This is a genomic window from Serratia sp. ID 25-353 (assembly GCF_054792795.1).
In genome coordinates this window covers 1104108-1130267 of the sequence record NZ_CM139236.1, presented here as the reverse complement: position 1 = coordinate 1130267, position 26160 = coordinate 1104108, and the positions used below count along the sequence as shown (strand labels likewise).

23 protein-coding genes are annotated in these 26160 nt (G+C 59.3%); 17 read left to right on the top strand and 6 right to left on the bottom strand.

What is annotated here, in order from left to right:
• Positions 1-19: 19 nt before the first annotated feature.
• The 5 genes from cheA to flhD all read right to left on the bottom strand — a co-directional run bounded on the left by cheA (position 20) and on the right by flhD (position 5075).
• Positions 20-2035 (bottom strand): chemotaxis protein CheA, encoded by a 2016-nt coding sequence (gene cheA, locus ACYF6X_RS05395; RefSeq protein WP_130018221.1) that lies wholly within the window; start codon positions 2033-2035, stop codon positions 20-22.
• Positions 2032-3108, bottom strand: a complete 1077-nt coding sequence (motB, locus tag ACYF6X_RS05390; protein ID WP_130018220.1) for a flagellar motor protein MotB — start codon at positions 3106-3108, stop codon at positions 2032-2034. The genes cheA and motB overlap by 4 nt, the downstream gene beginning before the upstream one ends.
• Entirely contained in the window at positions 3105-3995 is an 891-nt protein-coding gene (gene motA, locus ACYF6X_RS05385) for a flagellar motor stator protein MotA (protein WP_015378266.1), read from the bottom strand. Before motA ends, motB begins: the two co-directional genes overlap by 4 nt.
• 145 nt (positions 3996-4140) lie before the next feature.
• Positions 4141-4725: a flagellar transcriptional regulator FlhC gene (gene flhC, locus ACYF6X_RS05380; RefSeq protein ID WP_016927281.1), complete on the bottom strand. Its 585-nt coding sequence runs from the start codon at positions 4723-4725 to the stop codon at positions 4141-4143.
• Complete coding sequence (gene flhD / locus ACYF6X_RS05375; protein WP_004934891.1) at positions 4725-5075, bottom strand: flagellar transcriptional regulator FlhD; 351 nt, start codon at positions 5073-5075, stop codon at positions 4725-4727. Before flhD ends, flhC begins: the two co-directional genes overlap by 1 nt.
• An 821-nt stretch (positions 5076-5896) precedes the next feature.
• Between flhD and ACYF6X_RS05370 the strand changes: the two genes are divergently transcribed.
• The 4 genes from ACYF6X_RS05370 (at position 5897) to ACYF6X_RS05355 (ending at position 8372) form a co-directional block, all read left to right on the top strand.
• Positions 5897-6193 carry a hypothetical protein gene (locus tag ACYF6X_RS05370; RefSeq protein WP_130018219.1) on the top strand — a complete coding sequence of 99 codons (297 nt, stop codon included), beginning with the start codon at positions 5897-5899 and terminating at the stop codon, positions 6191-6193.
• Between the two features lie 229 nt (positions 6194-6422).
• On the top strand, positions 6423-6638 hold the full coding sequence (gene ydgT, locus ACYF6X_RS05365) for a transcription modulator YdgT (protein ID WP_004934895.1): 216 nt from the start codon (positions 6423-6425) through the stop codon (positions 6636-6638).
• 197 nt (positions 6639-6835) lie between these two features.
• On the top strand, positions 6836-7255 hold the full coding sequence (uspC, locus tag ACYF6X_RS05360; protein WP_063990274.1) for a universal stress protein UspC: 420 nt from the start codon (positions 6836-6838) through the stop codon (positions 7253-7255).
• Between the two features lie 85 nt (positions 7256-7340).
• On the top strand, positions 7341-8372 hold the full coding sequence (locus ACYF6X_RS05355; protein WP_130018218.1) for an NADP-dependent oxidoreductase: 1032 nt from the start codon (positions 7341-7343) through the stop codon (positions 8370-8372).
• Between the two features lie 34 nt (positions 8373-8406).
• Here ACYF6X_RS05355 and pcp read toward each other — a convergent pair whose 3' ends face one another.
• Positions 8407-9054: a pyroglutamyl-peptidase I gene (gene pcp / locus ACYF6X_RS05350; RefSeq protein ID WP_130018217.1), complete on the bottom strand. Its 648-nt coding sequence runs from the start codon at positions 9052-9054 to the stop codon at positions 8407-8409.
• Positions 9055-9151: 97 nt separating this feature from the next.
• On the opposite strand from pcp, the gene ACYF6X_RS05345 reads away from it, so the two are divergent.
• The 13 genes from ACYF6X_RS05345 (at position 9152) to tssM (ending at position 26156) form a co-directional block, all read left to right on the top strand.
• Positions 9152-10084 (top strand): LysR family transcriptional regulator, encoded by a 933-nt coding sequence (locus tag ACYF6X_RS05345; RefSeq protein WP_063990276.1) that lies wholly within the window; start codon positions 9152-9154, stop codon positions 10082-10084.
• A 512-nt stretch (positions 10085-10596) separates the two neighbouring features.
• Entirely contained in the window at positions 10597-12936 is a 2340-nt protein-coding gene (locus ACYF6X_RS05340) for a type VI secretion system Vgr family protein (RefSeq protein ID WP_130018216.1), read from the top strand.
• Positions 12937-12946: 10 nt separating this feature from the next.
• Entirely contained in the window at positions 12947-13336 is a 390-nt protein-coding gene (locus tag ACYF6X_RS05335; protein ID WP_004934914.1) for a DUF3592 domain-containing protein, read from the top strand.
• Between the two features lie 101 nt (positions 13337-13437).
• Positions 13438-13938, top strand: a complete 501-nt coding sequence (locus ACYF6X_RS05330) for a hypothetical protein (RefSeq protein WP_063990278.1) — start codon at positions 13438-13440, stop codon at positions 13936-13938.
• Between the two features lie 172 nt (positions 13939-14110).
• Positions 14111-16663 (top strand): DUF2169 family type VI secretion system accessory protein, encoded by a 2553-nt coding sequence (locus ACYF6X_RS05325; protein WP_130018215.1) that lies wholly within the window; start codon positions 14111-14113, stop codon positions 16661-16663.
• Positions 16660-17727 (top strand): pentapeptide repeat-containing protein, encoded by a 1068-nt coding sequence (locus tag ACYF6X_RS05320; RefSeq protein WP_130018214.1) that lies wholly within the window; start codon positions 16660-16662, stop codon positions 17725-17727. The genes ACYF6X_RS05325 and ACYF6X_RS05320 overlap by 4 nt, the downstream gene beginning before the upstream one ends.
• 30 nt (positions 17728-17757) lie before the next feature.
• On the top strand, positions 17758-18393 hold the full coding sequence (locus ACYF6X_RS05315) for a DUF3540 domain-containing protein (protein WP_063990281.1): 636 nt from the start codon (positions 17758-17760) through the stop codon (positions 18391-18393).
• A gap of 16 nt (positions 18394-18409) precedes the next feature.
• The gene (locus tag ACYF6X_RS05310; RefSeq protein ID WP_004934933.1) at positions 18410-18802 is read left to right on the top strand and encodes a DUF4150 domain-containing protein; all 393 of its coding nucleotides are present in this window, start codon (positions 18410-18412) and stop codon (positions 18800-18802) included.
• A 47-nt stretch (positions 18803-18849) separates the two neighbouring features.
• Positions 18850-19350, top strand: coding sequence for a type VI secretion system accessory protein TagV (gene tagV, locus ACYF6X_RS05305; protein ID WP_063990282.1), 501 nt, complete (start codon positions 18850-18852; stop codon positions 19348-19350).
• Between the two features lie 29 nt (positions 19351-19379).
• On the top strand, positions 19380-19910 hold the full coding sequence (gene tssJ / locus ACYF6X_RS05300; protein ID WP_049206024.1) for a type VI secretion system lipoprotein TssJ: 531 nt from the start codon (positions 19380-19382) through the stop codon (positions 19908-19910).
• Positions 19911-19950: 40 nt separating this feature from the next.
• On the top strand, positions 19951-21297 hold the full coding sequence (gene tssK, locus ACYF6X_RS05295) for a type VI secretion system baseplate subunit TssK (RefSeq protein WP_048322102.1): 1347 nt from the start codon (positions 19951-19953) through the stop codon (positions 21295-21297).
• Positions 21298-21300: 3 nt separating this feature from the next.
• On the top strand, positions 21301-22521 hold the full coding sequence (locus tag ACYF6X_RS05290; protein WP_060427397.1) for a DotU family type VI secretion system protein: 1221 nt from the start codon (positions 21301-21303) through the stop codon (positions 22519-22521).
• Positions 22521-26156: a type VI secretion system membrane subunit TssM gene (gene tssM / locus ACYF6X_RS05285; RefSeq protein WP_130018213.1), complete on the top strand. Its 3636-nt coding sequence runs from the start codon at positions 22521-22523 to the stop codon at positions 26154-26156. Before ACYF6X_RS05290 ends, tssM begins: the two co-directional genes overlap by 1 nt.
• Positions 26157-26160 lie beyond the last annotated feature (4 nt).

The window sequence follows — 26160 nt, the reverse complement described above, 5'->3', positions numbered from 1 at the left end:
TAAATCAATAAACTCATTATTATGCGGCGGCGTCCGTCAGACGCTTTTCACGGTTCAAGGTTTGCAACGCCGAGACATCGACGATCAAGGCCACGCTGCCGTCGCCCAAAATGGTCGCGGCGGAGATGCCCGGCACTTTGCGGTAGTTGCTTTCCAGATTCTTCACCACCACCTGATGCTGGCCAATCAGCTGATCCACCAGCAACGCATAGCGGCGGCCGGCGCTTTGCAGGATAACGACGATGCCCTGCGTGGCGTCGGTTTTGGCGCCGTCCACTTCAAATACCCGATACAGCTCCACCAGCGGCAGGTATTCGCCGCGTACCTGCAGCACGCGTTCGCCCCCGGCCAGCGGATGCAGATCTTCCGCCTGCGGCTGCAGCGATTCCATCACCGCGTTCAGCGGCAGGATAAAGACTTCGTCGTTCACCTTGACCGACATGCCGTCGAGGATCGCCAGCGTCAGCGGCAGCAGGATGCGGATGGTGGTGCCTTTACCGGCCTGCGAACGGATCTCGACGTGGCCGCCCATCTCCTGAATATTCCGTTTCACCACGTCCATGCCGACGCCGCGGCCGGAAACGTCGGTCACCTGCTCGGCGGTGGAGAAGCCCGGCGCGAAGATCAGCATGCCGACCTCTTCGTCGCTCATGCTCTCGCTCACCGCCAGCCCTTGCGATGCGGCCTTGGCGAGAATTTTTTCGCGGTTCAGACCGGCGCCGTCGTCGATGACTTCAATACAGATGTTGCCGCCCTGGTGTTCGGCCGACAGCACCAGATTGCCCACCGCCGACTTGCCGGCGGCGATGCGGGTGGCCGGCTCTTCGATACCGTGATCGAGGCTGTTGCGCACCAGGTGCGTCAACGGATCGATAATGCGTTCGATCAGGCTCTTGTCCAGTTCGGTGGAACTGCCTTGCAGCGTCAGCTCCACCTGCTTGTTCAGCTTGCCGGCCAGATCGCGCACCAGACGCGGATAGCGGCTGAAGACGTATTCCATCGGCATCATGCGGATCGACATCACCGATTCCTGCAGATCGCGCGCGTTACGCTCCAGCTGGCTCATGCTGTTCAGCAGATCGCCGTGGTTCACCGGATCGAGCGTGCCGGAGCGCTGCGCCAGCATCGACTGGGTGATCACCAGCTCGCCCACCAGGTTGATCAGCTGATCCACTTTTTCCACCGCCACACGAATGCTGGTGGACTCGCTCGCCTTGGCGCGCGCTTTTGGCGCTTCCGCCGCTGCGGCGGCCGGTTTGGCGGCAGGCGGCGCGGCGTTCGTGGCCGACGCTGGCTCCGGCGCGGCGACCGCTGCCGGTAAGCTCGCTTCTGCAATGGCCGGTTCGCTTTGCGTCGGCGTCGAGAAGCTGATTTGTTCCGGTTCCAGCACGAAGCACAAAACGGCGCTGATGTCGTCTTCGCTGGCGGAGGTGAGCAACGTCACGTCCAGACTGTGTTCCGTCTGATGAGGATCTTTAACCTCACCCAGGTTGCCCAGCTCTTCCAACATCAAGGGGATTTCACTGGCTTTCAGCCCGTTCAGGCTGATGCGCATGCCGCCTTCGATCGCCGCCGGCGCAGCAGCCGGCTTCTCGACAGGCAGCTGAACGGCCGGTTGAGCCGCAGGCGCCTCCTGCTGCTGTTGCGCCTCCAACGCCAGCTGGCGCAGCGCCTGGCAAATGTATTCAAAGCTTTCGGCGTCAGGCTGTTGCGAGGTTTTATAGGCGTCCAGTTGCTCCTGCATAATGTCTTTGGTTTCCAGAAACAGGTTGATAATCTCGGTGCTCAGGCTCATTTCCTGGCGTCTTGCACCGTCCAGCAGGTTCTCCAGCAGGTGGGTGGTTTCCTGCAGCACCGAAAAGCCAAAGGTCGCCGCACCGCCCTTGATCGAGTGCGCCGCACGGAAGATGGCGTTCAACGGCTCGATATCGGGGGCCAGCGGATCCAGCTCCAGCAGGTGTTGCTCCATGTCGGCCAGCAACTCGTCCGCCTCATCAAAGAAGGTCTGATAAAAATCGCTAATGTCCATGCTCACGGGGTCACCTCTGGCTGTGAGTCGCGGTTAGTCGGTGCGGGTGCGGCCGCCGGTTGCTCCGGCGCTTGGCCGGTCGGGGCTATCGCCGGGGATACCTGCGATTGGGAGACGGGATCCGTCGCCGGCGGCATAGCTTGATCGGTCGGCGTTACCGCCTGGGGTTCCGGCGTTTGGCTGGCCGGCGCAGTCGCCGACGGCGCCAGCTGTTTCAGGCTGTCCGGCTGGGCGATATCCATCGCGTTGCTTTCGGCATTTTCATGTTCGATGCCTTCTTGCGTTTGCTTATTCAGCACCAGCACGGTGATGCGACGGTTAATCGCGTCATCGGCGCCGTGCTGTTTCAGGCTCATGGTGGCCGCCATGCCCACCACCCGCAACACCTTGCCTTCCGCCAGGCCGCCGGCGATCAGCTCGCGTCGGGAGGCGTTGGCGCGATCGGCCGACAGTTCCCAGTTGCTGTAGCCGCGCTCGCCGGTGGCGTAAGGGATATCATCGGTGTGGCCGGACAGGCTGATCTTGTTCGGCAAATCGTTGAGGATCGGCGCTATCGCCCGCAGAATATCGCGCATATAGCTCTCGACCTGCGCGCTGCCGGTTTTGAACATCGGCCGGTTTTGGCTATCGATAATCTGAATGCGCAACCCCTCGTCCATCATGTTGATCAGCAGATGCGGGCGCAGCGCCTTCAGGCGCGGATCGGACTCAATCAACTCATCCAGCTTTTCGCGCAGCTTGTTCAGGCGCAGCTCTTCGGCGCGCTTGTCCGGCGAATCGACCTGCTTTCTCACCAGGCCGTGCTGCTGAGTAGGATCGTCGCCGCCGCCCGGGATCGGGCTGCTTTCGGAACTGCTCTTGTCGCCGCTGGTCAGAGCGACCTTGAGCGGCGTGCGGAAATATTCGGCGATTTGCGTCAGCTCCTGCGGGCTGGCGATCGCCAGCAGCCACATCACCAGGAAGAACGCCATCATCGCCGTCATAAAGTCGGCATAAGCGATCTTCCAGGAGCCGCCGTGATGGGCGGCATGATGCGACTTGCGCTTTCTGACCAGAACGACCGGATGATTCTGTTTCATGCTTCTTCTTCTTCCGTCGCCTGCTGCGCCGGCGCTTTCACGCGGCGCACGTGTTCTTCCAGCTCAACGAAAGAAGGACGTTCGGTGGTATACAGCGTTTTACGGCCAAACTCGACGGCGATCTGCGGCGCGTAACCGTTCAGGCTCGACAGCAGCGTGACCTTGATGCACTGCATCATCTTGACGTTTTCGGCGCTCTTCTGGCGCAGCAACGTGGCCAGCGGCGAGATGAAGCCGTAGGCCAGCAGAATACCGAGGAAAGTACCGACCATGGCGTTAGCGATCAGCGCGCCCAGTTCCGCAGCCGGCCGATCGGCCGAAGCCAGGGCGTGCACCACCCCCATCACCGCCGCGACGATACCGAACGCAGGCAAGGAGTCGCCCACCATCGCCAGGCTGCCGGCGGGCACTTCACTTTCCTGCTCGTAGGTTTCGATCTCTTCGTCCATCAGCGCTTCGATCTCGAACGCATTCATATTGCCGCTCACCATCAGCCGTAAATAGTCGGTAATGAACTCCACCAGGGTGTTATCGGCAAGGATGCGCGGATAATTAGAGAAAATTTCACTTTCTTGCGGATTATCAATATCGAATTCGAGCGACAGCATGCCCTGCTGGCGCGATTTGGCCAGCAGGCGGAACAACAGCGCCATCAGATCCATATACAGATCTTTGTTGTATTTGGAACGGCGCATCAGCCGCGGCAGCGCGCGCAGCGTGGCTTTGATCGCCTTGCCGTTGTTGCCGACGATGAAGGCCCCGACCCCCGCCCCGCCGATAATCAGAAATTCCGCCGGCTGATACAACGCACCGAGATGACCGCCCACGATAAGGTAGCCGCCAAACACCGCACCCAATACCACGAGATAACCCAAAATAACTAGCACACGCATTCCTTAAATTAACAATGTGGATGGAAGGTGGGGCAAACGCGCCCTGGCGCGACAGACCAGGCTGCATGTCTGGGGGCGGCATGCCGCCCCTGCGTATCACACGTCGGTATTCATTGCCGAGAGCCGGCAATGTGGCGGCTCAAATGGCGCGTTTGACCTGCTCGTCCAGCAGTTGAGGAATAATATCGGCCAGTTGCGGCGAAAGTTTACGTCTTTTTACGGCGCGGGATGGGGGTTGGCATAAACTGCAGATGAAACCATTCAGCGGCTGATGCGCATGAGTGATAAATGCGCCGCCACAGCAGCTGCAGGCAGAGAGCTGCAACATGCCGCTATCGACGAAGCGCACCAGCGTCCAGGCACGGGTCAGCGCCAGCAACGGCGCCTCGCCGGCCTGCTGCGGACACTGCTCGAGATAGAGGCGATAGGCTTTGATCACGGCCTCCACCCCGCTGCACTGCCCGCTTTTCATCAGAAACAGGTAGGCGTTGTAAAACATCGACGAGTGAATATTTTGTTCCCAGGTCATAAACCAGTCGGTTGAGAACGGTAACATTCCTTTTGGCGGCGGGCTGCCGCGTAACTCCTTGTAAAGTTTAATCAAGCGCCCACGGCTGAGCTGAGTTTCGCTCTCCAGCATCTGCAATCGGGCTCCCAGCGAAATCAGCTCCATGGCGAGCTGAATGTCCTTGGCTTCTTGAACGATACTTTTCTCAACCATCATCAGGCTCTTTTCTTCGTCGGGCTAGCGTCTTTACTCGATAGCTCTTGCAGTAAATGGCTTGATAGCAAAATGCCGGTATGGATTTGTTGCAGATCGTCGACGCGCGACTCTTTGGTCAGGCGTTCGATGGTCTGGCTTTCGTTAAAGCGGAAGTGGCAAACCAGCTGGTTGGTCTCGGCCAGCTTAACCATTTGCGGTAAAGTCAGCTGTGCCAGCGCATCGGCCATGGTTTCATCAATACCAAGGCGGAACATCGCGGACGCTTTTTCATCGTTAATCAAACGCTGTGCTAAAAGTAAATATGACAGATTGATGTCATAAATATGCTTAAGTAATTCAGACGTACCCATATTCCCCATCCCGACAGACTATGTTTAAAAACATACGCTGGGTGATAAATTTTATCGCCCGTGACTTGGGTTGTTTCCCAAAGTTGGCAAATTAATCGCTCAAAAACGACTGCTATAATTTTCGACAATCGCTAAATTCGACCACTGTTCAGTATTTGCTACGAGCGTAAACCAACGTGTATGGATGTACAGCATTCTGCTTCGATAGTGTTTAGTCACCATGAAACTATTTTTACAAATTTAATAAGATTATTCCTAAAGCAGCGCAACTCTACCCCCGAACCATTAGCACACACAATGTAAGTGAGAGGCAATTTTAAATACAATGTGACATAGATCACAAAAATAAAAAATAATTAAGCCAAATACACCCAAATACGCTCACTTATTGACCGCCATTTTGCTCATAAAATAACCATAGGTAAAAAAACGTCTTAAAAACAATGTTTATGCGCCAAAAAATTATCTTTTTTAGATCAATTCGAACAAAAGCATCACCAAACCAAAATAACAGAACAAAAATCTGTATATAGGCAACAAACTCAGTATAAATAACCATTTGAGTTACTGAAAAATATCCAAGCTGAAAAATAACCAATGTAAACTATGAGGTTATTAGCTATCGGATTTGACTTAAGCCCTCAGCCTGAGGCTGTTCTAATTTTCAACATCAGGTGATTAAGGCTTATCAATGATTCGTAGGCGTAGTGAACAAGCTAACAGACGTAACGATATGTTTCCGTATTAGCACGATGCAAGAATATTTTTTCTGAGTTAAATTCCCCCAAAACGCCATATCGGCAGCAATTCATAAAACTTTAATGCTTTTTATTTCTTTTTCTGTTGCCGTTATAATTATTCCCCAGGTGAATAAATTATTAACCAGCCCCCCATTCCCCTCCCTTCATGGCGATAAAATAAAACGCAGTTTTGTTTTACTCTTCATATTTCTCCATCGAGAAAAACGGCTTTTCAACGCAAGCGGCGGCGACAAACACCGCGTAATGCCGTTGCGCCTCTTAGGGCAGGTGAAGAAAACGCCGCAAAACGACGGCGCGAACTTGCGCGCAGCAGGAACCGCGGTGCTTCTGCCGCCATCCCGTGCAGCCTCGCTCTGAGACTTTCCCTATTTCTTCATTTATCAGCAGGATGAGATTGCTGACGGCGCACGGGCATATTATGATTTATCAAAGCGCCGCCACGGGCGGCGCGACATCATTACCCAGTGCAATTTATCTACTTGAAATGATTTTTGTCAGGTCGTACATCGCTGCCTCGACGGCGCCGCCGTGAGCCGCCGATGTGTTATTCACCCGGCTTTAACTATTAACAGGCTATATTTTAATCATGACTGATACGCTCGAATATCTGCTGACATTCCGTAAATGCTCCTCTTTGGACAGCCTGGAGAAGGTGTACGACAAACTGAACTACTCCATTGAAAACGATACGGAAATGAGCAATATGTACCGTGCCGCCGACCACCGTCGCGCCGAGTTGGTGGCCGGTAAACTGTTCGATCTGGGCAAGGTGCCGAAAACGCTGTGGGCGCAGGTGCTTTAATTCAGTGAAATTACGTGCGGCAACGGTTTTATCTTTTATTGCTATATAACCGGGGCAAATTCGGCTTTTATTGCCGCGCGTGATGCGAAACACATTTATTACCCTCGCCAGGTTCTACCCTTTATCCGACGCAGTACTTCCACCAAGGCCGCCGATGCGGCAGCCTGAAACACGATGGATACAACAAGGAGTAGGATATGGGGTATCAAAACGTTCTGGTCACCGTCGCCGTTGCCCCTGACAGCCACCGCCTGGTGGAAAAGGCCGTCTCCATCGTTCGCCCTTACGGCGGCAGCATCACCTTGTTAAGCACCCTCGCCAACCCGGAAATGTACAATAATTTCGCCGGGCCGATGCTGGGCGATTTACGCTCGTTGATGGAGGAGGAAACCCGGTTGTTTATGGAAGAACTGCGTCAACGCGCCGGTTACCCGATCGCCAATACGTTGATCGTGCACGGCGAGCTGGGTGACAGCCTGGAATACGCCAGCCGCCGTCAGCCGTTCGACCTCCTGCTGTGCGGCAATCATCGTGACGGCATGATGAATAAGGTCTCCTGTTCCGCCGCCCGCTTTATCAATATCAGCCATATCGACGTGCTGATCGTTCCGCTCTAAGGCTAAGCACATTCGGTAACGTTGCCTTGCCGCCCCTGAACTAGGCTTAACGAATCTTGTTTGTCGCAACGCAAAGGAGCTTTCGATGCCCCCTTCTCAACAGAACCGCCGCTTCCTGCTGGCTTCGCGTCCGCACGGTGAACCGACGGCGGCGAACTTCCGTCTCGACACTGTCCCCGTGCCACAGCCCGGCGCCGGGCAGCTGGTGCTGCGTACCGTTTATCTGTCGCTGGATCCTTATATGCGCGGGCGCATGAGCGATGCCCCTTCCTACGCGCCGCCGGTCGAGATCGGTCAGGTGATGGTGGGCGGCACGGTATCGCGCGTCGCGGTCTCACAGCATCCCGACTTCAACGTCGGCGATTGGGTGTTGGGTTATGACGGCTGGCAAGATTATGCCCTGTCCGACGGTAGCGGCCTGCGCAACCTCGGCCCGCACCTGCCGCATCCTTCCCGCCTGCTGGGCGTGCTGGGCATGCCGGGGTTTACCGCTTACATGGGGCTGCTCGATATCGGTCAACCGCAGGCGGGTGAAACGCTGGTGGTGGCTGCCGCCAGCGGTGCAGTCGGTTCAGTGGTCGGCCAAATCGGGAAGCTGAAAGGCTGCCGCGTCGTCGGCGTTGCCGGCGGGGCGGAAAAATGCCGCTATGTGGTGGAAGAGTTGGGTTTCGACGCCTGTATCGATCACCGCGCCCCTGACTTTGCCGAACAGCTGGCGTCCGCCTGCCCTAAAGGCATCGACATCTATTACGAAAACGTCGGTGGGGCGGTGTTCGACGCCGTACTGCCGCTGTTGAACGCCAAAGCCCGCATTCCGGTATGCGGCATCATCGCCCATTACAATGCCACCGGGTTACCTGCGGGGCCGGACCGCTTGCCGCTGCTGGAAGGGCTGATCCTGCGCAAACGCATCCGTATGCAGGGCTTTATCATCTTCGACGACTACGGCTCGCGCTTTGATGAGTTCCTGCAACAAATGAGCAGCTGGGTCGAACAGGGGAAAATCAAGTTCCGCGAGGACATCGTCGACGGACTGGAGCAGGCGCCGCAGGCGTTTATCGGCCTGCTGCAGGGCAAAAACTTCGGCAAACTGGTGATCCGCGTCGCCGATGAATAACCCGTAGCAGGGCGTGGCGTACCACGCCCTGCTGTTAATGTACGGCGCCGTCGCCGAATCGCACATCTTCCTCGACCGTCAGCGTCACCTGCACAATAGTGCGCACCGCTTCCACCATCGTCGCCAGCGCCATACTCGGCTTGCCCGGATGCGCTGCCGCCAGTGCATGGCTGTACGGAATATGCACGAATCCGCCCCTGACCCTCGCGTGCTGCGTCTCGAGATAGTGCCGCAGACCGTAAAAAATATGGTTGCAGTTATAGGTACCTGCCGTATAAGAGACCGCCGCCGGGATCCCCTGTCGGCGCAGCTGCTGCACTGCGGCCTTGACCGGCAACGTGCTGAAATACCCCACCGGCCCGCCGGCCACCACCGGTATGTCGACCGGCTGTTTACCGGCATTGTCGGGAATGCGGGCATCGATCAAATTGATGGCCACCCGTTCCAACGATATCTCGGCCCGGCCGGCGGCCAGGCCCAGACAAATCACCGCCAGCGGCTGCAGCGCCTCAATCGCCGCGATCAATTGCTGATTGGCCTCGCCCAACACGCAAGGTAGCTCGAGCACCGCGATCTCCGCGCCGGCGATACGCTCACCGGCCAACGCCTGCGCAATCTGCCAGGAAGGATTCACCGCATCGCCATCGAACGGCTCAATGCCGGTGATCAAGACTTTGTTCATCATTTCCCCTGATTGAAGGCTAAATTCGTATGCTACCAGCCTAAAGAACGCAGTATGATTCCGGAAATGGATTATCTGTATATAGAGTATTCATAAAATGAATTTAGCCAACGTCGATCTCAACTTGCTGGTGGTGTTCGAGGCGCTATATCAGACGCGCAACGTCACCGCCGCAGGCCGGCGTCTTAACCGCGCCCAGCCCTCCGTCAGCAATGCCTTGGCACGGCTGCGCACGCTGCTGAACGATCCGCTGTTTGTTCGCAGCGGCGGCGGCATGGCGCCTACGCCACGCGCCCATCAGCTTATGCCGCAGATACAGCAGGTGCTTGAACAGATCCATCTGGCGTTGGCGCCCCCTGCCCGTTTCGATCCGGCCACCGCCGGGCAGCGGCGCTTTACGCTGGCGGCCGGCGACTATGCCGATATCCTGCTGCTGCCCGCTATCATCAGTCGGTTACGTCAGACAGCACCCGGCATCGATATTCGCGTTTCGCGCCTGGATCGCCACAATATTTACCGGCAACTGGATCGCGGCGAGGTGGATATCGCGCTGGGAGGGCACCTTTCCGGAGCGGAAAGCCACTATGTGCGCACGTTGTTTGAAGAACATCTGGTGTGTATCGCCAGCCGTTCACACCCACAGTTGGCGGATGGCCGCTGGGATCTGGCACGCTACCTCAGCCTGCCGCATGGGCTATACGCACCGGCAGACGACGGCTCTGCCAGGGGATTGGTCGACCGGCGCCTGGCGGAAATCGGCGGTCAACGGCGCGTCGCCGTGACCTTTTCACATATTGCCGCTCTGCCGGCCGTGGTCGCCGACAGCGATCTGATCGCCACCCTGGCCGCCAGCGCGGCCCGGCATTTTTCCGATCCGCAACGCGTACGCATTCTCCCGCTGCCTGACGAGTTGGCCATCGCGCCTTTCCCCATTGAGCTGATCGCCGGCCGGCAGGCGCAACGCGACCCGGCGTTAATCTGGCTCTGTGAGCTGATAGGCCAACTCCCCTTCGCCGCCTCCTCACGTTAACGACGGCATACGCTGCATTTTCAACCGTTCAAACGCCTGTTCCCGGGCCCGTCGGTGGGCGCTGGGACGCCCACCAAATAGGAATCATCCGAATTAACATTCGCCAAATTTATATATTTGATCATCTTTAACTGGCAAATGGTAAGGATAAAAAACAGTCAGTGACTTTTTTTACGTAAAAAAAGAGTTGTTTTATAAACACGTTGACTTAAGTGTTACATATTTATTTTTTGGTATTACCAATTTTCCAATAATTTGAGATAAAAAACGATCTACCCGTATCTATATGTTTTAGGTGATAAAAAACAAGATCGTGAGCAAGTTAACGAATTGAGCATTGATCCACAAGGCTATTTTGCAAATGCAGAGCTCTATTGTAGACTGCACAAATCGTGCCTTTGTGTAAACTTTGTTAAATCTTTCGTCAGTTCCTGTCTCCATTCGTGACAGATACGCCATCGGGATCGCGCGTCAATTCTCGTGCGGTAGCTATGCCTAAAGCGGGGAATAGTATGGATCGTCTTATCATTGCGCACACACCTTTGCCCTCCCATCAGCTGTTGTTCAGAAGCCTTTCCGGCGAGGAAAAACTGGCCGGATTGTTCGAATTCGACGTCGAACTGCTCAGTCCTGACAATCGGCTCGATCTGAAAGCGCTGCTGGGACAAAAAATCACGCTGGAGCTGCGGGGCAATCCGCTGGCACCGCGTTATCTCAACGGCAATATCACGCGCATGACCCTCTCCGGACGAGAAGCCGGCGGCAACCGTTACTATATCTACCGCGCCGTGCTGCGCCCCACGCTGTGGTATCTAACGCAAAACCGCGATTTTCGCATCTACCAGGAAAAGACCGTTCCCGACATCCTGACTCAGGTGTTGGGGCAGTATCAGGTGAAAATCGATAACCGCCTGAGTTACGACTACCGTATCTGGGGGTACTGCGTGCAGTACCAGGAGAGCGATTTCGATTTCATCAGTCGCCTGATGGAACACGAAGGCATCTATTACTATTTCACGCACCAACAAGACGGCCATACGCTGGTGCTGGCTGACGCGCCGTCGGCACATCAGGAACTCGCCGGCTACGCCAGCATTCCCTATCAGCTCGCGGAAGGCGGCCTGGTGGAAAACAAAGACAGCATCAACAGCTGGAGCGTTTCTGACGCCATCACGCCCAGCCTCTATAGCCTGGATGACTACGATTTTCGCAAGCCGCGCGCGCGGTTGTTGGAGGCCCGGCAAAATCCCGCCTCGTTCGCGCAGGACAAAGCCGAGGTGTTCGACTGGCCCGGCCGTTATACCGATCACGCCCACGGCCAGTTTTACGTCAAGGTTCGCCAGCAGGAGTTCGAAGCGCAGCACGAGCAGATGAGCGGCGAAGGCAATTCGCAGGGCATTGCACCCGGCTACCGTTTTCAACTGACCCAGGCGCCGCGTGTGGAAGATAATCGCACCTACCTGGTGGTCAGCGCGCATTACTTCATGCAGGAAAACAGCTACGCCAGCAACGATAACGATGTTGGCGAGCAGCGAACCGAATTTCAGGTCGTTCCGGCGGACATCAATTGGCGCCCGGCGCGCACCACGCCCTGGCCGAAAACCCATGGCCCGCAAACTGCCGAAGTGGTAGGACCGGAAGGGGAAAGCATCTGGACCGATAAATATGGCCGGGTGAAACTCAAATTCCGTTGGGATCGCCACGGCAGCGGCAATGAAACCAGCTCCTGCTGGGTGCGCGTCTCCAGCGCCTGGGCCGGCTGGAAATACGGCGGGATCCAGATCCCGCGCGTGGGTGAGGAAGTGGTGGTCGACTTTATCAACGGCGATCCGGATCGCCCAATCATCACCGGCCGCGTTTACAACGAAGACAGCATGCCGCCGTGGGATCTGCCCGGCGACGCCACTAAAATGGGCTTTATGAGCCGCAGTAAAGGCGGCGGTGCCGACAACGCCAGCTTTCTGTTCCTGGAAGACTCGCCCGGCAACGAATCGTTCGACATGCATGCCGAACGCAACATGAACATGACGGTGGAGAACGACAAGAACGTCAATATTGACGGCAGTCGCACCACCACCATCGGGCGCCAGCAGGACGACACCGTCACCGGCGACGCCACGTTCCTGTACAAAGCGAAACGCACGACTACCGTCAATGGGCTGGAAACCGCCAACCTGAACGCTCACCAGACGGTGAACATCAAAGGCGGCCGCGACCTGACGATTATCGACGGCGGCGATAAAATCGACATCACCGGCAATCAGACCTTCAAGCTTGACGGCGCGCAGACGCAAAACATTACGCAAACCCAGCATGTCACGGTGAAAGGCAACCAGACCCTCGACATTACCGAAGGGCAACAGACCAGCACCATCAAGCAGGGGCAGACGGTCAACATCACCTCCGGCGGCCAGCACACCACCATCACCGCCGGCGGGCAAATTCTGACGATTGAAGCGGGTGGTCAGACGGCCACCGTGACCGGGGATGTCACCGAAACCTACAACAACAACCAGAACACGACAATAACCGGCACGCTGACCATCAAGGCGAAAACCATCGATATCACCAGCGCGGACGGCGTCTCGGTGCAAACACCGAGCTGGAAAGATAACTGCCACGGTTGGAAATGGGTGGCGACCGGGGCCAACTTTGCCTTCTACGGCTCCAATCTTTCGTTGACGGCAACCAGCCTGAAACACACGATGCTGGATATCTCGCACAACCCGCTGTCGATCAGCAAAACCAATTTCAAGCTCAGTAATGATCCCATGACGTTCACTCAGCTTGGCGCGCTGGTCACCAACGGCGCCTTACGGTTGAGCACCAAGGCGCTGGCGATCTTCTTGTAAAGGGACTCCCATGTCGAAGGCCAAAAATGTTTTCACCGTTATCGGTTTGATTTTATTGGCTCCCATCCTCAGCCTGGTGGGCTTTTTCAAATTTATCACGGTCGATATCTGGGGCTATTTCAAACATATCGGTTCGTCCCTCAGCGTGATGGAGAACGGTATTTCCGCCTCAGGGCAAATCGTCAGCATTCGCCAGACCAACCTGTGGGATGGGAATCGACCGGTCTGCGAAGTCGAAGTCAAGTACATCGCCCAAGACGGAAAAAACCATACGGCGGTGGCGAAAGGCCCGATCAGCGTCGTGGATTTGCCGCGTTATCAGCCGGGCCATTTCATCGCGATAAAGTACGACCCGAAGAACCCAAAAAAAGCGGTGATCGAAGAGCTTTCGCGACTTTGAGCGAAAACGATCCCTTCAACCACGCGATCCGATTTCAACGTTCTGCAAACGGCTTACCGTTCATCAGTTCGCTAAATCACCTTGCATAAGGAAGTGTCACGATGGGCGCGTTCATTGCCTTTTCGACGCAGGACAGCCTCTGGGGGCAAATCCTGTTTACCTTCTTTGGCATCCTGGTTGGCTGCGTATTGCTCGCCGCGATCGGCAAAACCTTTTTGTCGGCAAGCCGAGCGGCCGCGTTGCCTGTACGGTTGCTGATCTTTGTCGCGCTGATGCTGGCGCTGCTGAAATACAACCAGCAGGTGATGTCTGCGGTGAATGCCCCCGCAGAACTGATCGGTTTCCTGATTTTGCCCGGTTTTTTGATGGGTTACCTGGGTGCGGCGCCCACCGGCAGACTGGCGCTGGCGATAGAACTGCCCTGTTTTGCAGCGCTCGCCGCGCTGTTGATTCTGGGCACCGCCGGCGTCGGTTTTTTTGCGCCCTATCACCTGGAGAGCGTCGGCCAATTTACCGCCAAGGCGATCGCCGCAGCGTTGTCCGTGGCCGCCGTGCTGTTGGTTCGCGGAATAAACGGGAAGGACAGCGCACTGTCCTCTTGATCATCCATTTCAAAGCGGGGCTCTCCCCCGCATTAGCGATCGGCGCTTAACGCCGCATCGTTTTCTTCATCTGTTGTGACATAGCCTGATATCTATTAAACCGAAAAACGGATTGTTTTTGAGCAAGCAGCCTGGCTGCCAGCTGATATCCACAGGAAGCTTTACACACACAATGAAAGTCGTAAAACCTCTGCGCCTCAGCGCGCTTCATCGCCCCTTCTCTTGGCAAGGGCAAAACCATCTGGGCGTTTCCGTTTTGGCCTTGGCCGACATGGGGGCCTCCCCGCGCCTGCGTCCCGAACCGGAGCTGTGGCAGTTGGCCGCCGACGAACTCACGTTGAGCGGCGGCGTGCTCGATTTGGCTATTCCCAAAGCCTGCGCGGAGTTTCTCGCTACCGGCAACGCCTACACCCACCATCAACAAGACAAAACCGCTTGCGCCGTGAAGATCCAGCTGGATTCTCTGGAAAAAACGCTGGTGGTTTTCGGCGATCGCCACTGGATCAACGATCGTCCCTCCACTCCCCTCCCTTTTGCAGAAATGCGTCTGGACTGGCGCCGGGCTTACGGCGGCACCCAGTTCGCCGATAATCCGCACGGCATCGGCGCCACTCCAGAAACATTTCCGCAAGGCCGTATCCATCGCCTACCCAATGTTGAACCGCTGCAGGGGCGCCTCGCGTCTCCTCGGCAAAGCGCGCAACCGGCAAGCTTTGACGCGTTGGATATCACCTGGCCACGCCGCTTCTCCCGCATCGGTAAAAACTACGACGCCGACTGGTTGAAAAACGGCTTTCCCGGCTTCGCCAACGACATCGACTGGCGCCTGTTCAACATGGCGGACAGCGATCAGCAGTTTCCTCAACGCGACAGCTTGCCGCCCCGGGCTGCCTATCGGATTTGGAACATGCACCCTTCAGAACCGGTACAGCAAGGGCATTTGCCGCCGTGGCGCGCGCGCTGCTTCATCAACCGACTGCGCGGCGGCGAAACGCATTTCGAAGAGATTGCGATGCGCCATACCACCGTCTGGTTCTTCCCGCATCGGGAACAAATGCTGTTGATCTATCAGGGTAGCGCGCGCATCAATGAGGACGATGCCGCCGACGTGATGCAGCTGATGCCGGCCCTGGAAACCGAAGGCGAGCCCCGCTCCACCGCGCATTATCGGCAGGTGTTGGCCCAGCGGCTGGATAAAGAACGGGGGGCTTTACACGCTTTTCGTGAACAAGAGTTACTGCCGGAAGCGTGCATCGGCGCCTGGCTGGATACGGAAACGCCGACGCAGCAAAGCCCGATGGCGGAAAATATCGCAACCTACGAACACCAGCAACGCGAAGAGCATCGCCTGCGTCTGCTGCGTGAAGGTCAGGACATCGATGAACTGTTCCCGCTGCCGTCGCAAGACGCGCCGCCGAAGCTGGACGAGCTCGCCGAATTCGTCGAGCGTCTGGAAAACCAGGCCGAGGCGCAGTATCAGGACATGCTCAAGCTGGCGCAAGCCGAGGGTATCGATCCGCTCAACCCTGGTGGGGATCACGTGCCGCCATCCGGTGCGGAAAGCTACCAGCAGCAGCGCGATCTGCTGTTCCAGGAGGCGCGCCAGCATCCCGACGCGTTTAGCGACAAACAGCTGGGGGAAAGCGAGCGCGCGCTGCACCAAATGTATTTAATGTCGGCACAGACGCAAAGCCCTGCACTGCGTTTAAGCGGCGATCTGGCGCAAATCATTCGCCAACGCGTCGCCGCCGCCATGCTGCGCGATAAGGATCTCAGCGGTCTTGATCTCACCGGCGCCGATCTGTCCGGCATGGATCTCTGCCAGGCTAACTTGCGCGGCGCTTTGCTGGAAAACGCCAATCTGCGCCAAACCCAACTGGTGGGTTGCGATCTTCGCGAGGCGATGTTGGCGCGCGCCGATCTCAGCGGCGCCGTCTTGCAGCAGGCCGATCTGAGCCACGCCTCTTTGGCCCTGGCGAAATGCGAAGCGACGAATTTCGGCGGCGCGCAGCTGCACGAAACCAACATTCAGCAAACGTTGTTTCAACGCTGCGATTTCACGATGGCGTCATTACGCGATTTGCTGGGATACGAAACCTTGCTCGGGCTGTGTGATTTCAGCCGCGCCACGCTGGCCAACATTACGCTGATGGAGCTGCAGTTGGAGCAACTGGCATTCAGCCACGCCCGGCTCGACAAAGTCAGCTTCGTCAAATGCCGGCTGCAGGCGGTGAACTTCGATCGGGCGCGGCTGGAAAGCTGCGCCTGGGTTGATACCGAGACGCAAAGCCTCAGCTTCCGCGCCGCACGCCTCACGGCCTGCGCCTTTGCGGCAAAGACGCTGTTGCCGCAGGCGGATTTCAGCGACGCGACGCTAAACCAGTGCAATTTGCGCCAGATGCCGTTGCAGCGGGCTAATTTCAGCCGGGCGCGCCTCGACAACTGCGACCTGTCTGAAACCCGGCTGAACGAGGCCGATTTCCGTCAGGCCAACGGCAGCGGCAGCCTGTTCATCCGCAGCGATCTGTCTCGCGCCAACCTGCGCGACGCCAGTTTCATTGCGGCTATCCTGCAAAAATGCGTGCTGTCAGGCGCCGACCTGCAGGGCGCCAATCTGTTCCGGGCAGACCTGTCGCAATCCCAAGTGGATCAGGCGACCCGGCTCGACGGTGCCTATACCGCCAGGGTGAAAACATTGCCTCGCCACAACGGGAAGGAAGTATGACCTCAAAACCTGAGCAGATACGCCAGCGCGTGAAACGCGGCGAGCTGATTGCCGGTGAGGATTTGCACGGCCTGTCATTCGCCGGTATGGATTTGGCCGGTGGCATGTTCAACGAACTGAACCTGAACGGCGTGAACTTCTCCGATTGCGATCTGCGCGACAGCGTCTTCAGCGATTGCCGGCTCGAGCATGCGCAATTTGCACGGGCGAACCTGAAGCAAACGGCCTTCAATCAGTGCGCCATGCCGGGCGGCCGCTTCAACGAGAGCCATATCGAACTGACGATGTTCAACGACTGCCGGCTTGAACAGAGCGACTTCAGCCGGCTGTCGCTCAACCAAAGCCACTGGATGTCATGCCAATTGGCCGGCGCGAACTTTTCCGCCACTCAGCACGATCGCACCACCTTCTACGAAAGCCCGCTCAGCGGCGCTGCGTTGAATCAGGCGCGGTTATCCCTTGTCACGTTTTTTCGCTTAAACCTCTGTGAGACAGGGCTTGATGGGGTAGATTTCGACCGCGTCACGTTTTTCGAATGTGACCATCGAGGCAAAAGTTACGCCGGGCAGCGCCTGATCGCCTGCCAGTTTACCGATAACCAATTGGACGACGTCGATTTTAGCCAGGCGACGCTGCGCCAGAGCAATTTCAAGGGCGCTTCGCTGCGGCGCGCCAACCTGGCGGGCGTGCAGGCGCAACAGTCGCTGTGGTTGGAGGCCAACCTGACTCAGGCGCAGTGCCGTGGCGGGCAGTTCGATCAGGCGATCTTCAGCGAAGCGACGTTGGACGCCGCCATTTTCAGCCAGGCGCGCCTGTATCAATGCGTGTTCCAGCGCAGCCGTGCAGCACGCTGTGATTTCAGCGACAGCGACCTGACCTACGCCGATTTCTGTTATGCCGACATCGGTGCCGCCGATTTCCGGCGCGCGCGCTTTATGCGCACCCGCATGCATCGTGCCCACCAGCAGCAAACGCGCTGGGGCGATCGCAACGGGATCCTCGAGCGCGACGAAGAGCTGTACGCCGCCGAAACCTGGAGCGCACAGCGCCAGAGCCGAATCTGAATGCATTGACCACTTCACGAGGGGATCACCATGAGCGTTGCCAACACAACTCGCGCCGTCAACATCGCACCGCCCCAACAGGCCGCCGGCCAGGTCGTCAACCTGTTGCCGGACGGCAGCCTGGTAGTGGAATGTGAAGGCCGCGGCTGGCATTGCCGCCGGGCGGCGAGCTGCCTGCTGACGCCGGCCCTCGGCGATAGCGTGCTGGTCGCCGGCTGCGGCCACCAGCTGTGGGCGATCGCCGTCCTCGAGCGCGCAGAACCGCAAAGCGCGGCGCGGCTCTGCGTCGCAGGCGATCTGCAAATTGAAACGCCAAACGGTTCGCTGTCGCTGCACAGCGCGCAGGCGCTGAAACTGAGCGGCGACGCCATGACGCTGCAGGCCAACAGCGGCGACTGCCACGTCGACAAAATGAAATACAGCGGCGAGGAGCTGTCGGCCTTCGTCAGCATCAGCCGCCTGGTCGGTAAACGCTGCGAGTCGCTGTGGCATTCGGTCAGCCAGATCAGCCATTCGCTGTTCCGCAAAGTGCGCCAAACCGAGCACGTGCGCGCCGGACAGCTGGATTATCAAGCGGAAGATTACGCCCGCATTCATGCCCGCAACACGCTCATTACCTCAAAAGACATCACCAAACTGGATTCGGAACAAATCCACGTCGGATAACCTGCGGAGGCCTTTTATGTTTGCCAACAGCCAAATGATCGGCGTGGACCTGGCGTTTCCCGACGTCTGTCTGACGCCAAGCCCGGCGCCGGTGCCCGTGCCCTACCCGGATATCGCCCTGGCGCCGACCGCCATCCCGAACGCGTTCAACATTCTGTTCGTCGGCACCCCGGCGCACAACATGGCGACGGTGACGCCGCTGACCAACGGCGACAACCCCGGCGTGGCCACCGGCGTCGCTTCCGGGACGGTAATGGGGCCGTCCCGCCACCTGACCGGCGCCTTTACCGTGCTGCTCAAAGGCACCCCGGCCACCCGGCTGACCAGCCTCAGCCTGCAGAATTCCACCAACGCGCTCGGCATGCGCATCGTGCCGAGCCAATTAAAAGTGTTGCTGCTTGCGCCCTGATGACGGCGCCTTATTACACAGCCATTCAAACAAGAAAAGAGGATATTGTGAAAACACGGATTACCCTGACGCTGCTGACCGCCCTGACGCTTGCCGGTTGTTCCACCCCCCCGCCGCCGCCGCCGGCACTCAATAACGACGCCCTCGTCAGCAGTGAAGTCAACGGCGTCACGCTGCAGCACCGCGCCGCGGTAAGCGCGCCGAAACAGTTCAAGCCGATCGGTGAGGAGTACCGCAGTCTGTATGCCGCCAGCATCATGAGCAGCCCGAATTATACTGGCACCGCCGTCGGCAGCCTGGACAACGCCGCCGCGTTCTACGCGCTGGGCGAAGTGGAAAACAACTGGCTGGCGATCTCCGCCATCCGCGGGGGCGATCTGATGGGTTATATCCAGGCCAACGCCGGCGTGCCGGAAGCGCGCTACAAATCGACGCTGCGCAAAGATCTGCCGCGCCGCGCGCGCGCCGCCAAACAGGACTGCGTCAAAGTCGGCGGCGACAGCAAGGCGTGTAAAAACGCCGGCTCAGCCACCTGGATCCTCCAGTAGTCAGCACGCCTGCGGGCGACGAGATTCCCATGATGACGACCCCTATCGCTTCCCGCTGGTGCGGGATGTTGTTTCTGCTGCTGGGCGCGCTGGCGCTCGGCGGTTGCATGTCTTCCGCCAAAAGCGTGCCGTCGCGTTATAGCCTGGTGTTCGATGCCGATCGCCAGGTCAACGCCGCCGCCGGTGCACAACCGGCGCCGATAAAAATTCGCGTGCTGCTGCTGCGTTCGGATGCGGAATTCATGGATGCCGACTTCTTCAGTCTGCAAAACGACGCCAAAAGCGTGCTCGGCAACAGCCTGCTGGACAGCGATCAGTTCTTCCTGACGCCGGGCCAGACCGGCAAGAAGCTCGGAGGGCAAAGCGCGTTGGACGCGCGTTACATCGGCGTGATCGCCGAGTATCAAAATCTGGACGGCAAGACCTGGCGCATTTCACTGCCGCTGCCGGAACCTACCGAAACCAATTTCTACAAGGTATGGCAATTCTCGCCGGATGAGCTGGAAGCGCATATCGTCGCGGGCGTGAGTGGCCTGCGCCCCGTAAAAAAGGTCGACTGACCTACCGCTGCGCTGAAGCGAAGTAACTATAGGTGTGATGATGAAAGATGCTCATAAGGTTGTCTGGACTGAGGGGATGTTTTTGCGCCCTCACCATTTCCAGCAGGCGGAAAACTATCTCGAAGGCTATATGCGCAACTGGGGCCAGGCCCACAGCGGCTGTTTCTGGGGGTTCCTCACCCTGGATCTGGACCAAACGCTGCTGCGCCAGGGCAAGATTGCGCTCAACGCCGCCAGCGGCATCATGCCGGACGGCACGCCGTTTCGCTTCTCCGGCGCCCAGCAGGCGCCCGCGCCGCTGACCATCGCCGAAAACAAGACCGGTGAAAACGTGGTGCTGGCCCTGCCGACCTACCGCGCGGGGCGTGAAGACGTGATCTTTCAGGAAAGCCCGGAGGCGCTGGCGCGCTATCTGGCTTACGAGAACGAAGTCGACGATCTCAACGCCGTCTCGGTGGGCAGCGCGGCGCTGCAGTTCGGCCGCCTGCGCCTGCGGCTGATGCTGGAGAGCGAACTCAACGCCGAATGGACGGCGCTCGGCGTGACCCGCGTGCTGGAAAAACGCGGCGACAACAGCCTGCGTCTCGATACCGCGCAGATCCCGCCGATGCTGAACTGCCAGGGCAACCCGGTACTGAAAACCTTCATCAACGATCTGCAGGGCCTGCTGCAACAGCGCAGCCAGCAGATGAGCCAGCGTCTGCTGCAGCCGGGCCGCGGCGGCAGTTCCGAAATGGTCGATTTCATGCTGCTGCAGCTGATCAACCGCCATCTCGGCCAGGTGAGCCACGCCTACCATCTCGACCATCTGCACCCGGAGCGCCTGTTCGCCGATTGGCTGCAGTTCGCGACAGAGCTCGCCAGCTTCTCGGCGCAGCGCACCCCGGAAGGCCGCCTGCCGGTGTATGACCACGACAACCTGGCGCTGTGCTTCGGCAAGCTGATGCTGTTGCTGCGTCAGGGGCTGTCGGTGGTGCTGGAAGACAACGCCATTCAGCTGACGCTGGTCGAACGCTCCCACGGACTGAACGTCGCCACCGTGCAGGACGCCAAAATGATGCGCGACTTCGGTTTCGTGTTGGCGGTGCGCGCCGACGTGGCCGCCGAGGTGTTGCTGACCCATTTCCCGGCGCAGATGAAGATCGCCCCGGTCACGCGCATCCGCGATTTGGTGCAGCTGCAGCTGCCGGGCATCGGTTTGCGCACCATGCCCGCCGCGCCGCGCCAGATCCCCTATCACGCCGGCTACACCTACTTCGAGCTGGAAAAAGGCGGCGACCTGTGGAAACAGATGGAAAAATCCAGCGCCTTCGCCCTGCACCTGGCCGGCGAATTTCCGGGGCTGGACATGGAATTTTGGGCGATTCGCAGCCATACGGACCGGTAACCTATGACTCAGGAAAATAGCACGGCGCCGGCGGCCAACCCGCTGGTAGATGCCGCCAACCCGCTGCTGAACGCCATTTCGCAGATCCGCCAGTCAGCCACGCACGCCAACCCGGCGCAGCTGCGCCAACAGTTGATCGACGAAATGCGCCGCTTCGAGATCCGCGGCCAACGCGCCAACCTGCCGTACGAAGTGATCATCGGCGCGCGTTATTGCCTGTGCACCGCGCTGGATGAAGCGGCGGCGCTGACCCCGTGGGGCAGCAACAGCGTGTGGTCCGGCAGCGGGCTGCTGGTGACCTTCCATAACGAAACCTGGGGCGGCGAGAAGTTTTTCCAACTGCTGGCCAAGCTGTCGCAAAGCCCGCGCGAGCACATCAACCTGCTGGAGCTGATCAATTATTGCCTGCTGCTGGGCTTTGAAGGCCGCTACCGGGTGATGGAAAACGGCCGCTCGCAGCTAGAAACCATGAAGCAGCGCCTGCTGCAGCTGATCCGGTCGGTGCGTGGCGGCTATGCCCCGCCGCTGTCGCCTCATGCGCTGGATCTGCCGGTACAGCAGAAACTGTGGCGCCCGCTGGTGCCGCTGTGGGCCTGCGTGGCGCTGACCGGCTTCCTGGCTTCGCTGCTGTTCATCGCCCTCAACTGGCGGCTGGGCGACAACACCAGCCCGGTGCTGGCGGCGATTTACCAAACCAATCTGCCGCAGGTGGCGATCGGTAACCCGGCGCCGGCCGCGCCGCCGACGCTGAGCCTGAAAAGCTTCCTGCGCAAAGAGATCGCCGAAGGGCTGGTGGTGGTGCGCGACGAAGCGCAGCAAAGCGTGGTGATCCTCAAAGGCGACGGGCTATTCGACTCCGCCGCCACCACGGTGCGCGCCAACTATATTCCGGTCATCGACCGCATCGCCGCCGCCATGAACGGCGTCAGCGGCAAGATCCTCGTCACCGGCTACAGCGACAACGTGCCGATCCGCAGCGCCCGTTTCGCCTCCAACTGGGAGCTGTCGCTGGCGCGCGCCGAAGCGGTCAGCGCCCGTTTGCAAAAGCACCTCGCCAACCCGCAGCGGGTCAAGGCCGAGGGCCGCGGCGAAAGCAACCCCGTCGCGCCGAACGATAACAAAGTGAACCGCGCGTTGAACCGCCGGGTAGAAATTACGCTGTTGGTCGCCCCGGAAAATACCCAGGCGGAAATCAACGGCTTGCCGCAAGGAACCGGAAAGTAATGCTCAGTACGTTATTCTCCATCATCACCAGCCGCCTGCTGTGGGGCTTTGTCGGCATCACCGCGCTGGCGTTCATCATCTGGATGATCGGCCCGCTGGTGGCCATCGGCGACTATCGCCCGCTGGAGCCGGAACTCAACCGCCAGATCGCCATCGGCGTTATCTACCTGATCTGGTTCCTGTGCCGCCTGATCCCGCGCCTCTACAGCGCCTGGTTCAACAGCCGCCTGTTGAGCAACCTGCGCGCCGCCGAAGCGGTGCCGGCGGAAGACGGCAAGCCCGAAGTTAAACAAGACGAACAGCTGGCGCAGCGCTTCGACGAAGCGGCGCAGCTGCTGAAAAAGGCGCGCTTCGCACCGGGCCAGGAGGGCGGCAAACACCGCTGGATGACCCGCTTCAGCCGCCAATACCTGTACCAACTGCCGTGGTATGTGATCATCGGCGCGCCCGGCGCCGGCAAGACCACCGCGCTGGTCAACTCCGGGCTGCACTTCCCGCTGGCGGATCGCTTCGGCAAAGCCGCGCTGCGCGGCGTGGGCGGCACCCGCAACTGCGACTGGTGGTTTACCAACGACGCCGTGCTGCTCGACACCGCCGGCCGCTACACCACCCAGGAAAGCCAGCGCGAAGAAGACGCCGGCGAATGGCAAAGCTTCGTCGCGCTGCTGAAAAAATACCGCACCCGTCAGCCGATCAACGGTGTGATGGTGACTATCAGCGTGGCCGATCTGCTGAGTGACAGCGCCGAAGCGCGCGCCGCCCAGGCCAGCGCGCTGCGCAAACGCCTGATCGAACTGCACGAGCAGTTGGGCATTCACTTCCCGGTCTATGTGCTGGTGACCAAAACCGACCTGCTCAACGGCTTTATGGCCTACTTCGGCAGCTTCGACAAAGCGCAGCGTGACCAGATCTGGGGGTTCACCTTCCCTTACGAGCGCTCGCGGCAGCCGGACTTCAATCTGAACGCCGCTTTCGAACAGCAATACGCCCTGCTGCAACAGCGGCTGGACGCGGCGCTGCCGGATACGCTGCTGATGGAGCACGACGCGCGCCAGCGCGCCGAAAGTTATCTGTTCCCGCAGGAGTTCGCGGCCCTGCGCCCGCTGCTCAGTCAATACCTGGAACAGGTGTTCGCCACCTCCAGTTTTGAAACCCGCTTTACCCCGCGCGGCATCTATTTCACCAGCGGCACACAGGAAGGTCTGCCGTTCGACCGGGTGATGGGCGAGCTGAACCGCTACCTGCAGCTGCCGACGGCAAACTCAGGAGCGCAGGCCAACGCGGCCTGGGACAGCGTGGGCCAAGAAGCGCCGATCCCGGCGGCCAAGGGCCAAAGCTTCTTCCTGAAAGAGACGCTGGAATCGGTGGTCTTCCAGGAATCCGGGCTGGCGGGCAGCAACCGCTGGTGGGAATACCGCAACCGCGCCCTGCACTGGGCGGGTTACATCGCGCTGGCGGCGATCCTGGCGGTGCTGGCGATGCTCTGGTTCACCAGCTACGGCAACAACAAGGCCTATCTGGCGGAAGTGGCCGCCAAGGTGCCCGGCGTCGAGCGCCAGGGGCAAAACCTGACGCAGTTGGGCAACGGCGACATGTTCTCGCTGCTGCCGTTCCTCAATAGCCTGCTGCACCTGCCGGACAGCCAGAACTTTTCGCTGGACGATCCACCGTTCACCTACCGCATGGGGCTGTTCCGCGGCGATCAGGTGAGCGACGCCGGCAATGCGCTGTACCAAAAAGCGCTGAAAGAGCTGCTGCTGCCGCAGGTGGCGCAACAGATCGCCACCACGCTGCGCAACGACAACCACGGCGACGCGGACTTCAGCTACGAAGCGCTGAAGGCCTATCAGATGCTGTATCTGCCGAAGCAGTACGACGGCAAATTCCTGCGCGCCTGGGTGATGCTCAACCTGCAGCGCAACCTGCCGCAGGGCAGCACGCAGAAACAGCTGCAGCAGATCGAATGGCACCTGAGCCAGCTGCTGGATACGCAGATCCAGGCCTCGCCTTACGCCAAAGACGAACAGCTGGTGGCACAGGCGCAGGCCGCCATCAATCGGGCGCCGCTGTCGCAGCGCGTCTATGGCCGCCTCAAGCGCCTGCTGCTGAAACAGACCGACATCAAGCCGGTCAGCCTGGTCGATTTGGCCGGCCCGCAGACCGAGCTGGCGTTCAGTCGCAAAAGCGGCAAACCGGTCACCGACGGCGTGCCGGGCCTGTTCACCCCGCAGGGGTACTGGAAAGCGTTCAACGACAACATCGACCCGGTGACCGACACCCTGCGCAAGGAAGACGTCTGGGTGTTGAACAGCCAGACGCCGGAGCAGAAAAGCGCCGATCTGACCAAGACCATCCGCCAGCTGTACATGCAGGATTTCATCGGCGCCTGGGATGAGCTGCTGGGGGATATCCAGCTGGCCAACATCGGCAACCTGACCCAGCGCATCAGCAGCGCGCGGCTGCTCTCCGGCAACCCGTCGCCGATGCGCAACCTGCTGGTCAACGTCAGCAAAAACGTCACCCTGCGCGACGAGAAAAGCGACGCCGACTCCCGCTCGCTGCTGGCAAAAACCGAAGACAGGCTGAATCAAAACGCCAACCGCACGCTGGAAGCGCTGTTCACCAACCGGCCGGCCAACGCCGACGGCGACGTGTCGGTCCAGCCGGAACAGCTGGTGATGGCGCACTTCGCGCCGCTGCTGGAGCTGGCGCAAAGCCAGGGCGAAGGCAATAAGGCGATCCCTTTCGACAGCGTGCTGAAGCAGGTCGATGAGCTGTACAGCTATCTGACTGCGGTGCAGGGCGCGGCCAACAGCGGCATGTCGGCGCCGCCGAGCGACATCATCCCGCGCCTGCAGGCCGAGTCCGGCCGCTTGCCGGTGCCGTTCAAACAGATGCTACTGTCGCTGGCGATCGGCGCCAGCAGCGACACCCAGCGCAAAGAGATGGAGAACGTGAAAAAGCGCATCAGCTTCGAGGTCGGCAGCTTCTGCCGCCAGGCGATCGCCGGCCGTTATCCGCTGGTGGCCCGGGCGCGCCAGGACGTGACGCCGGACGATCTGGCGCGCATGTTCGCGCCGAACAGCGGGCTGATGGACAGCTTCTTCCGCGACAATCTGCAGGGCAAGGTCGATACCACCCGCGCCAACTGGCGCTTTACCCCCGGCGTGGACGGCAAGACGCTGCCCGGTGGCGAAGGCATCCTGCGTTCATTCCAGCAGGCACAGCGCATCCGCGACGCCTTTTTCGCCAACGGTACCGCGACGCCCTCCTACCGCGTGACCGTACGGCCGGTGCGGATGGATAACGATATCCTCAACCTGACGCTGGATATCGACGGCCAGCTGTTCAAATACAGCCACGGCCCACAGGTGCCGCTGGTGGTCAGTTGGCCGGGCACCCGCAATACCAACCAGGTGCATTTGCAGCTGGCGCTGGCCAACGGCACCACCGCCAGCCTGGTGACCAGCGGGCCATGGGCGCTGAACCGCCTGGTGGATATGGCGCAATCTTCGGGCACCGGCGGCCTCGGCCGCCAGGCGACCTTCAATCTCGACGGCCACCGTGTCACGCTGGAGTTCACGCCCAACAGCATCCGTAATCCGTTCCAACTGCCGGCCTTCTCGTGCCCGTAGCCCC

Excerpts from the sequence above, each read along its gene's own strand:
- uspC (WP_063990274.1), top strand. The coding sequence starts at position 6,836 with ATGGGGTATCAAAACGTTCTGGTCACCGTCGCCGTTGCCCCTGACAGC.
- ACYF6X_RS05310 (WP_004934933.1), top strand. The coding sequence starts at position 18,410 with ATGTTTGCCAACAGCCAAATGATCGGCGTGGACCTGGCGTTTCCCGAC.
- tssJ (WP_049206024.1), top strand. The coding sequence starts at position 19,380 with ATGATGACGACCCCTATCGCTTCCCGCTGGTGCGGGATGTTGTTTCTG.
- ACYF6X_RS05345 (WP_063990276.1), top strand. The coding sequence starts at position 9,152 with ATGAATTTAGCCAACGTCGATCTCAACTTGCTGGTGGTGTTCGAGGCG.
- ACYF6X_RS05320 (WP_130018214.1), top strand. The coding sequence starts at position 16,660 with ATGACCTCAAAACCTGAGCAGATACGCCAGCGCGTGAAACGCGGCGAG.
- ACYF6X_RS05325 (WP_130018215.1), top strand. The coding sequence starts at position 14,111 with ATGAAAGTCGTAAAACCTCTGCGCCTCAGCGCGCTTCATCGCCCCTTC.
- ACYF6X_RS05290 (WP_060427397.1), top strand. The coding sequence starts at position 21,301 with ATGACTCAGGAAAATAGCACGGCGCCGGCGGCCAACCCGCTGGTAGAT.
- ACYF6X_RS05355 (WP_130018218.1), top strand. The coding sequence starts at position 7,341 with ATGCCCCCTTCTCAACAGAACCGCCGCTTCCTGCTGGCTTCGCGTCCG.
- ACYF6X_RS05330 (WP_063990278.1), top strand. The coding sequence starts at position 13,438 with ATGGGCGCGTTCATTGCCTTTTCGACGCAGGACAGCCTCTGGGGGCAA.
- ACYF6X_RS05315 (WP_063990281.1), top strand. The coding sequence starts at position 17,758 with ATGAGCGTTGCCAACACAACTCGCGCCGTCAACATCGCACCGCCCCAA.
- ACYF6X_RS05340 (WP_130018216.1), top strand. The coding sequence starts at position 10,597 with ATGGATCGTCTTATCATTGCGCACACACCTTTGCCCTCCCATCAGCTG.
- ACYF6X_RS05370 (WP_130018219.1), top strand. The coding sequence starts at position 5,897 with ATGCTTTTTATTTCTTTTTCTGTTGCCGTTATAATTATTCCCCAGGTG.
- tssK (WP_048322102.1), top strand. The coding sequence starts at position 19,951 with ATGAAAGATGCTCATAAGGTTGTCTGGACTGAGGGGATGTTTTTGCGC.
- pcp (WP_130018217.1), bottom strand. The coding sequence starts at position 9,054 with ATGAACAAAGTCTTGATCACCGGCATTGAGCCGTTCGATGGCGATGCG.
- tssM (WP_130018213.1), top strand. The coding sequence starts at position 22,521 with ATGCTCAGTACGTTATTCTCCATCATCACCAGCCGCCTGCTGTGGGGC.
- motB (WP_130018220.1), bottom strand. The coding sequence starts at position 3,108 with ATGAAACAGAATCATCCGGTCGTTCTGGTCAGAAAGCGCAAGTCGCAT.
- flhD (WP_004934891.1), bottom strand. The coding sequence starts at position 5,075 with ATGGGTACGTCTGAATTACTTAAGCATATTTATGACATCAATCTGTCA.
- ydgT (WP_004934895.1), top strand. The coding sequence starts at position 6,423 with ATGACTGATACGCTCGAATATCTGCTGACATTCCGTAAATGCTCCTCT.
- flhC (WP_016927281.1), bottom strand. The coding sequence starts at position 4,725 with ATGATGGTTGAGAAAAGTATCGTTCAAGAAGCCAAGGACATTCAGCTC.
- ACYF6X_RS05335 (WP_004934914.1), top strand. The coding sequence starts at position 12,947 with ATGTCGAAGGCCAAAAATGTTTTCACCGTTATCGGTTTGATTTTATTG.